The 7,788-nt window shown below is 56.1% G+C and carries 8 protein-coding genes and 2 tRNA genes; 3 read left to right on the forward strand and 7 right to left on the reverse strand.

From position 1 onward, the window contains the following. The 4 genes from IOB61_RS14025 to IOB61_RS14040 form a co-directional block, all read right to left on the reverse strand. On the reverse strand, positions 1 to 141 hold a 141-nt coding region (locus tag IOB61_RS14025), incomplete at its 3' end, for a GTP-binding protein (RefSeq protein ID WP_290803522.1). Positions 142 to 200: 59 nt separating this feature from the next. Then, positions 201 to 274, reverse strand: a tRNA-Gly gene (locus IOB61_RS14030). Between the two features lie 64 nt (positions 275 to 338). Further along, positions 339 to 424 (reverse strand) — tRNA-Tyr (locus tag IOB61_RS14035). A 250-nt stretch (positions 425 to 674) separates the two neighbouring features. Continuing rightward, a complete protein-coding gene (locus tag IOB61_RS14040) occupies positions 675 to 1,613 on the reverse strand; it encodes a DUF2807 domain-containing protein (protein WP_290817948.1) in 939 nt (312 codons plus the stop codon). Positions 1,614 to 1,699: 86 nt separating this feature from the next. Here IOB61_RS14040 and rlmB point away from each other — a divergent pair, with 86 nt between their 5' ends. Continuing rightward, entirely contained in the window at positions 1,700 to 2,557 is an 858-nt protein-coding gene (gene rlmB / locus IOB61_RS14045) for a 23S rRNA (guanosine(2251)-2'-O)-methyltransferase RlmB (RefSeq protein WP_290817951.1), read from the forward strand. Continuing rightward, a complete protein-coding gene (locus tag IOB61_RS14050) occupies positions 2,557 to 3,189 on the forward strand; it encodes a YjbE family putative metal transport protein (RefSeq protein ID WP_290817954.1) in 633 nt (210 codons plus the stop codon). The genes rlmB and IOB61_RS14050 overlap by 1 nt, the downstream gene beginning before the upstream one ends. Before the next feature lie 9 nt (positions 3,190 to 3,198). On the opposite strand, the gene IOB61_RS14055 is transcribed toward IOB61_RS14050, so the two are convergent. Genes IOB61_RS14055 through IOB61_RS14065 form a run of 3 tightly spaced genes read right to left on the reverse strand, consistent with a single transcriptional unit; the run spans position 3,199 to position 6,145 of the window. Further along, the gene (locus IOB61_RS14055; protein ID WP_290817957.1) at positions 3,199 to 4,218 is read right to left on the reverse strand and encodes a low specificity L-threonine aldolase; all 1,020 of its coding nucleotides are present in this window, start codon (positions 4,216 to 4,218) and stop codon (positions 3,199 to 3,201) included. Then, positions 4,218 to 4,841, reverse strand: coding sequence for a glutathione S-transferase family protein (locus tag IOB61_RS14060; protein ID WP_290817960.1), 624 nt, complete (start codon positions 4,839 to 4,841; stop codon positions 4,218 to 4,220). Before IOB61_RS14060 ends, IOB61_RS14055 begins: the two co-directional genes overlap by 1 nt. Positions 4,842 to 4,858: 17 nt before the next feature. After that, positions 4,859 to 6,145, reverse strand: a complete 1,287-nt coding sequence (locus tag IOB61_RS14065) for a nucleoside transporter C-terminal domain-containing protein (RefSeq protein ID WP_290817963.1) — start codon at positions 6,143 to 6,145, stop codon at positions 4,859 to 4,861. A gap of 161 nt (positions 6,146 to 6,306) precedes the next feature. On the opposite strand from IOB61_RS14065, the gene IOB61_RS14070 reads away from it, so the two are divergent. Beyond that, positions 6,307 to 7,659 carry an O-antigen ligase gene (locus IOB61_RS14070; protein ID WP_290817966.1) on the forward strand — a complete coding sequence of 451 codons (1,353 nt, stop codon included), beginning with the start codon at positions 6,307 to 6,309 and terminating at the stop codon, positions 7,657 to 7,659. Positions 7,660 to 7,788 lie beyond the last annotated feature (129 nt).

Here is a 7,788-nt window from a genome sequence, read left to right on the forward strand (position 1 = left end):
ATAGCTCATCGCCTTCGCACCACCAGCCTTCGCCAGCGTCATCGTGATCGCCGCCGTCAACGTCGTCTTACCATGGTCAACGTGACCAATCGTGCCAATGTTGCAATGCGGTTTCGTACGTTCAAACTTTTCCTTAGCCATGGTCGTGCCCTTCGTCTCTAGTAACATAGCGCTTGAAGACGCTACAAAATTCAAAAAACTGGAGCGGGTAGACGGGATCGAACCGACATCCTCAGCTTGGAAGGCTGCTGCACTACCATTGTGCTATACCCGCATCCGATTTCCCGAACCGACGAGCCCCAGGTTGGCCATTCAAGGATTGCGGTTTGGGATGTCACTGGTGGTGAGGATAGGATTTGAACCTATGTACTCTCTCGAGGGCAGATTTACAGTCTGCTGCCATTAACCACTCGGCCACCTCACCAGGTGACACCCAATCGCAACCGATGCCAGCACATACCGCAACGGCGTTTCAGGAGTTCCAAACCCTCTTGCCGGACATGAGTCACTTCATGCCTCAGCCACGGCAAGCCGCTCTGGAAGGGCCGCGTTATAGCGATGGTCGCTCCAAACGCAATGGCGATTGGCTGTGATCAAGCAGATGAGTTTCACATAACTGCAGGACGGGACTATTTTGGCACACAGGCCCGCCCTGTCAATCGGCCAGAGCGGCCCTAATCAACCCGAAAACCGCCCGACCCTAATTTGGTAACACGGGGGCTTCCCTCCAATTTGGCTGCCGACACATCACCCGACCCAATGATATTGACTTGCGGGTCGATGACCGTGCCGCCGTGACGTATATTGCCAGAGCCTGCAATATTGGCCTCCAACCGCGAGCGGCCACCCTGGATGAAGGTGTCGCCTGATCCTGCCAAATTTATGACCACATCATCTTGAACTTGGCCTAGCCGAACGTCTCCAGAACCCGCCAGATTGATTTCGCTGCGTCCACCGATGGAGCCAATATTGGTATCCCCCGACCCTGCGAGATCGAGCTTGAGCTTGCCTTTGACGGGGCCGGTTTGGTTATTGCCAGAGCCTGCCAAGCTTGCATTCAGGTCGCCACCGACGCTTTCGGTACGAAAATCGCCAGAGCCTGCCAAGGTCAATTCCAAATTGCGGGCCACTTTGCCCAAAGCAAAATCACCACAGCCGATCATGGTAATGGTGGCCCCGCCGACATCCCCGGCCTTGCCACTGATCAGTGAGCGCTTGATTCGTAGCCCCATAGAGCTTGGCCCCGTCACCACAATCTTGGGAAGATCTTCTGCCTTATAGCGCACCCCGTCGATTTTGATTTCTTCGATACGGCGGCCATTCTGGTTATAACTGCTGCAATTAGTGCGCATTTTGCCTTGGATTGGGCCTTTGACACGTAAAACTATCCCATCCCGCTCCGTTGTGGCGGATAATTTGGCACCGGGCGTCACTTGGACGTTGAATGCAGCCCCGGGGGAGGTACGAATTTCGACTTGGCCAGCAACACCATCCAATTCCAACAAACGGGCTTGCCCATCAGTTTGAGCCGCAACCGGTTGAAAGCCAATGACCAGGGCAGCACCCAATCCGATTCCAAATGTCAGGCCTAGGCCTTGCTTACGTGTCAGCATGATCTTCAATCTCCTGTCCGTCCTCAAAAGAGTTTCCGCAGCCCTTATAGGCGACAGCGCCGCCTTTTTCCCGTTAAAAGAACGTCATGACTAAGAATTCACGTTTTCGTCCAAAGGACGGTGGCCGCGACGGTGGCCGAGACACGGGGCGCGATCGGCCTTCCGGTGCGCCTTGGAAGGCAAAGGGGCCGCGTCCAGCGCGAGATGATAAGCCAAGCGATGGCAGCATGTGGATCTATGGTACCCATGCGGTGCTTGCGGTTCTGGCCAATCCCAAGCGCAAAGTGTTGGAGCTTCGTGCGACCCGCAATACGCTGGAAAGCTTAGAAGATAGCCAAATCGATAAGAGCAAGATTGCTTTGACCGATGGCGAGAGCCTCTCGGCCCTTTTGCCGCCGGGTGCTGTCCATCAAGGCATCGCAGTGCGTGTGCATCCGCTGGAAAGTAGTGGCCTAGACCAAGCGCTTCCCACGGCCGAAGGGATTGCCTTGATCTTGGACCAAGTGACTGATCCGCAAAACATCGGGGCGATTTTCCGCTCAGCCGCCGCCTTTGGCGTGCGCGCCATCATTCAGCAAGACCGTAAAGCCCCACCCATTACCGGTTCGCTAGCCAAGGCTGCTGTTGGCGGCATTGAAATGGTGCCCGATGTCCGTGTGGTGAACATTGCTCAAACCATTGTTCAATTGGCCGAAGATGGGTGGATGACAGTGGGACTATCCGGAGAAGCCGACCAAGATTTAGCTGACGTGCTTGATGGCTCGCCGGTCGTGCTGGTCATGGGGGCAGAAGGCAAAGGCTTGCGCCATTTGGTGGGCGAGCGGTGCGACCGATTGGCGCGTATCCCCATTCATCCGCAAATGGAAAGCTTGAATGTGTCGGCTGCTTCCGCCATTGCCCTCTATGCGGCCCATATGGCGCAAAAGAAGAAGTCGACCGACTGATGACGCCTGAACTCATGATAAGTGAGGGCATAAAGCTCCTCGAGATCCTGGCCATTGATGTCGCCCTTTCAGGCGATAATGCAATTGCAGTTGGGTTGGCTGCAGCCGGTTTGCCGGTCGAGCAACGCCGAAAGGTGATATTCTGGGGCTTGGCTGGGGCCGTCGTCCTGCGCGTTCTATTCGCGCTGGTTGCAGCAAAGCTTTTGCTCATCACCGGCCTGCAATTGCTGGGCGGTTTGCTCTTGGTGTGGGTGGGCTGGAAGCTCTTGACGGAATTGCGCGAGCAAGACGCAGCCGACGCCGATCATGACGGGATTCCAGACCATGCAACGGCTCATCCCAAGACGCTGACGAGCGCCATCATCACCGTGATGATCGCCAATCTGTCCATGTCGCTCGACAATGTGTTGGCCGTGGCTGGGGCTGCCCAAGGCCATATGGTCGTTTTGGCGCTCGGCCTTCTATGCGCTATTGGTTTTATGGCTTTTGCCGCAGACCTGATCGCCAATCTTTTGCAAAAACATCGCTGGATTGGCTATTTGGGCGTTGCCATCATCTATGTGGTTGCAGCCAATATGGTGTGGCATGGCGGCCTACAGGTTTGGGAATTCCTAGTTGCCAAAACGGGCTGAGCTGGCCGCTTAGGCCAAAGCTTTGGCAACAACTGCGATGTCGTCGGGGGCAGTTTGCCAAGAGGCAACGAAACGATAGGTGTCTGGGCCTAACGTGGTCCATGGGTAGAAGCCAATCCCGGCGGATTGAAGGGCAATCATCTGGTTGGCACTAAGGTGCACAAATACTTCATTGCCAGCCACAGGAGCCGCTAAACGTGCCCCTGCCCGCTCAAAACACGCGCCCAGATCGGTCGCCATCTGATTGGCGTGACGGGCGAGCTCCAGCCACAAACCATCCTCAAGCATGGCGACAGCTTGGGCGGACAAATAGCGGTGCTTGGAGAAAAGTTGGCCCGCGCGCTTGCGCAAATAAGCGGTGGCTTTGGTTCGGGCTTGGCCGAACAAAATCAATATCTCTGCCGCCACAGCCCCATTCTTGGTCAAGCCAAAGCTCAAGGCATCAACCCCTGCCCGCCACGAAAGCTCACTTGCCGATGCCTTTGTCCCAACCACGGCATTGGCAAAGCGGGCACCGTCAACATGGAGAACCCAATCTTGCTCCGAACAGACCTTGCTGATCGCACGCACATGATCGGGGACATAGACCTGTCCGCTCTCGCTCAAATTGGTCAAGGTGATCGCGCGGGGCTGGAGCCCATGGACAAACTCTGGGCTATGGCGGGCAGCGGCGGCTTCAACATCCTCGGGCTGAACCAAAAGCCCCTTAGAACCCAAGGCTACGAGGCGAGAGCCACTGGTAAAGAATTCCGGGCCATTACCCTCATCCTCCAGTACATGGGCATGGGGATGGGCCATGATTGCCGCCCAAGGCGGGCACAGGGCAGACAGGGCTAAGCCATTGGCCGCCCCGCCAGTTCCAACAAAATAGGCGTCTAGGTCTCGCGTCTCAAAAATCTCATAAAGCAGATCAAGCGCCCGCTGGGTCCAAGGATCATCGCCATAACTGCCACAGCGCCCTTCATTGGCCGCAAGCATGGCTTCCAAGACACGTGGGTGGGCTGGGGCTTGATTGTCAGAGCCGAACATTAGGCGAGGCCCGCGTCCGCCGAAGGTCGCGCTTTCACCGCCTCGCGCCAGCGCGCAATATTGGGATGGACCTCCCACGGTTTGAACTTCACAATCCGACCAAATTCAATTGCGGCAAAGGCTGTGATGTCTGCGATGGTGAAGCGATTGCCAGCAACATAGTCGCGATCGGCCAAATCCGCATCGAGCCATTCCATGGCGGCTTTGGCCTTTTCGGCAGAGGCGTCGGCAAAGTCCTGAATTTGGGGCTTTTCCAGAACCGCCAAGCCCGGATGACCGTGGCGTACCCAATTGGCGACAGGCAGGAGCACGCCCCATTCAACCCGTCGATCAAACATCTCGATAAAAGCCCGCTCTTCAGGGGTCTCCCCCATCAGATTTGGCTCTGGTTGAAAATGTTCGAGGTAGGTGCAAATCGCGCGGCTTTCGGTCAAGAAGCGGCCGTCGTCGAGCTCCAAAACGGGCACGAGCCCCATGGGATTGCGCCCTAAATGCTCAGGCACTTTGGTCTGAGTGGCCAGATCAAGGTGCACCCGTTCAACCTTATCCCATAGGCCCTTCTCGGCCAGAAACATGTGAACGCGGCGCGGATTAGGGGCGAGTTTGGCTGTGTACAGTTTCATCGTGAGACCTCAGAATATCAATGGACAAACACGCCCATGGGCAGAGCCGCCACAATGGTCGCGGATAAGCAGGTGGCCAAGAAACCGGGGATCAGGGCTTTCCATGCAAGCTTGAGGATTTCGTTGCGCCGCTCGGGCATCAATACCGTCATGCCACCGGTCATAATCCCAATGGAGCCCACATTGGCAAAGCCGCACAAGGCATAGGTCATAATCATGCGCGAGCGCTCACTCAAGGCCTCGACGGGGATGTTACCGAGTTCAATGAAGGCGACAAATTCCGTCAAAAAGAGCTTGGAACCAAAAAGGCCCCCTGCCTTCTGCATGTCTTCAGCTGGAATGCCAATGATCCAAGCAAGCGGAGAGAACAAATAGCCAAAGATGCGCTGCAGGGTCAGTGGGCCACCCCATTGGTCGCCAAAAACAGTCAGAAGACCGTTAGCGATCCAAACGAATGACACAAACACCAACAAGAAGGCGCCAACATTGACCACCACCATCATACCATCTTGAACACCCTTGGTGACGGCATCCATCGTTGATTCATATTTCAGGGCGGAGCTGTAATCCATGCCATCAACATATTGGCCAGGCTGCTCTGGGATCATGATGCGGGCTAGCAAAATGCCAGCAGGCGCGGTGATGATTGAGGCAACTAGAACGTGGCCGGCGGCATTGGGCAACGTGGGTGACAGAATTGCGGCATAGGCAACCATGGTAGAGCCTGCAACGGTGGCAAGCCCTACAACCATCATCATGAAAAGCTCAGAGCGTGAGAGTTTGTCGAGATAGCCTTTGATTACAATCGGGCTCTCCACCATGCCCATGAAGATATTGGCCGCAGTTGCCAGCGCCGACGCCCCGCCTAGCCCCATGGACTTCTCGAACAAATAGCCAAAACCGCGCGTGACCCATTGCAAGATTTTCCAATGCCAAAGTACTGCCGATAGGGCTGAAATCACGAGGATTAGCGGCAAGACCTGAAATGCGAAAACAAATGGGGGTGGCGCGCCAGGTTTGGCTAACTGATACGGGGCCTCGCCGCCGCCCAAATAGCCGAAGACAAATTTCGTGCCTTCAACGGTTGCGGCATTGAGACCATCGACGGCCGCATTGACCCCGTTCAAAAAGCCTTGCGAGGCCGGAACTGCGAACAACAGAACCAGAAGAAAGGCTTGCACCGCCATAGCCCCCAACGCCAGTCGCCACGGAAAGGTCTTCCGGTTCTCACTCATCGCCCAGCAAAGAGCGATGATTAAGACCGCACCAAGGATAGCGCGCGCGTTGTCCCAGCCCCATTCCATATCGACTACCCCATTCGTGTCACGGCTCAGACTTCCTGCTTAAGGCGGACCAAGGGATTGGGGAAGGCCAATCGACACTCCTCTGCAGCCCAGATGCCTGCCGCAGAGCTCGCGAGGATTTGTTGACCAGACTTTCAACATTTTAGGCTAAGACTTGGGACGTGAGCAGGCCCTTATATCATCCAGCGGCAGATTTTCTGTCCCGTCGACGCCCAACGGTCAGCCGAGAGCCTGCCGATGTGCCCCATGGTGCCGCCCATCCTGACAATCGGCGCAAGATCATTTTGATCGATCTGGCCATCGCATTTTATCTGTTCTGCTGCTTTGGCTCCACCGTGGCTTTTGTCATGAAGGTGCAGCATTTGAAGGAGGCTCCGGCTTGGTCTCTCCTCATTTATGCGCCTACGGTGCTTCTGACTGCTCTGGCGGTCGCCTATAAGCCGCATATGGCCTTGCGGACCGCTTTGGTGGGCGGGCCCTTCTTCCTCTTCATTTTGTGGACGATGGCGAGCTTCCAATGGTCGAACCAGCCGGATCTCACCCTTCGGCAGGGTCTGTTGATGTGTGTGACCTATGGGGCAGCCTGTATGATCAGCCAGTATTTGAGTTGGTTACGCCTCGCGCGCATTCTGGCCTGTTTGTTTACGATGCAAGCTGTCGTCTCAGCAGGACTTGCCATCCTGACCCCGCAATGGGGGGTGATGACAGAGATTTATCCCGGGGCTTGGTCGGGTATCTGGAGCTTTAAGCAGACCTTGGGCGTCGCCATGGCCGTCGCATCCGGAGGGGTTATGGGTTATGCGCTCATGCAGCCGCGGGCCGTCATTTGGACGGCCCCTGCCCTTGTGATCATTGCCCTGTGTGCGATCAAGAGTGAAGCAACCACCGCAATCTTGGTGACAGGGCTAGCGATGGCCATGCCAGTTGCGGTTTGGCTAGCACAACGCCATCCCAGTGCCGCAGTTTTGTCGGTCTGGGCGGTTGTTTCGGGTCTTGCAATTTCGTTTTTGGTTATCACCATCCTCGCGCCCCTTGTGTTTCAGCTTTTGGGAAAAGCGCCAACCTTGACGGGCCGCACCGATATCTGGCGCGCTTTAGAAGACCCGATTGCCGAAAGGCCCTGGCTGGGCTGGGGCTATCAGGCCTTTTGGACCGACACCTCTTTGACAAGCCCAGTCGACAAAGTAACAGCCGCCATGGAGGGTTTCAGGCCACCTGACGCCCATTCCACGCCCATCGATATTCGCCTGCAAATGGGATTGATCGGGCTTGTCTTGATCGCTTTGACCTTTGCCCGAACATGGTGGCAAATTGTGATGCAGGCAGCGCGTGAGCCAGCCATGATGCCGATGATCGGTATCTTCACCGCCATCACCGCAATGGCCTTCACAGAAGTCATCGGCCTTTATCCGATGGATGGCATGACGCTGATTGTTCAGATCGTGATTGTGAAAACGGCTTTGTCGGCTTGGAATTATCGAGACCGCATCAAAGGCAGACCGATCTTGGTTTGACCCAAGCAGTCCACGCATTTTGAGTTGGGAAAAAGTGAAACCGAACCTTCCCGCCACCGCCCTGATGGAGCAAGCTCACATCAGGCGGGGCTAGGAATGGCGCGAGCGACGGGGCTCGAACCCGCGACC

It is taken from the genome of Aquidulcibacter sp. (assembly GCF_020253525.1).
In the GTDB taxonomy this organism is placed as follows: domain Bacteria; phylum Pseudomonadota; class Alphaproteobacteria; order Caulobacterales; family Aquidulcibacteraceae; genus Aquidulcibacter.

Excerpts from the sequence above, each read along its gene's own strand:
- IOB61_RS14060 (WP_290817960.1), bottom strand. The coding sequence starts at position 4,841 with ATGAAACTGTACACAGCCAAACTCGCCCCTAATCCGCGCCGCGTTCAC.
- IOB61_RS14050 (WP_290817954.1), top strand. The coding sequence starts at position 2,557 with ATGACGCCTGAACTCATGATAAGTGAGGGCATAAAGCTCCTCGAGATC.
- rlmB (WP_290817951.1), top strand. The coding sequence starts at position 1,700 with ATGACTAAGAATTCACGTTTTCGTCCAAAGGACGGTGGCCGCGACGGT.
- IOB61_RS14040 (WP_290817948.1), bottom strand. The coding sequence starts at position 1,613 with ATGCTGACACGTAAGCAAGGCCTAGGCCTGACATTTGGAATCGGATTG.
- IOB61_RS14055 (WP_290817957.1), bottom strand. The coding sequence starts at position 4,218 with ATGTTCGGCTCTGACAATCAAGCCCCAGCCCACCCACGTGTCTTGGAA.
- IOB61_RS14065 (WP_290817963.1), bottom strand. The coding sequence starts at position 6,145 with ATGGAATGGGGCTGGGACAACGCGCGCGCTATCCTTGGTGCGGTCTTA.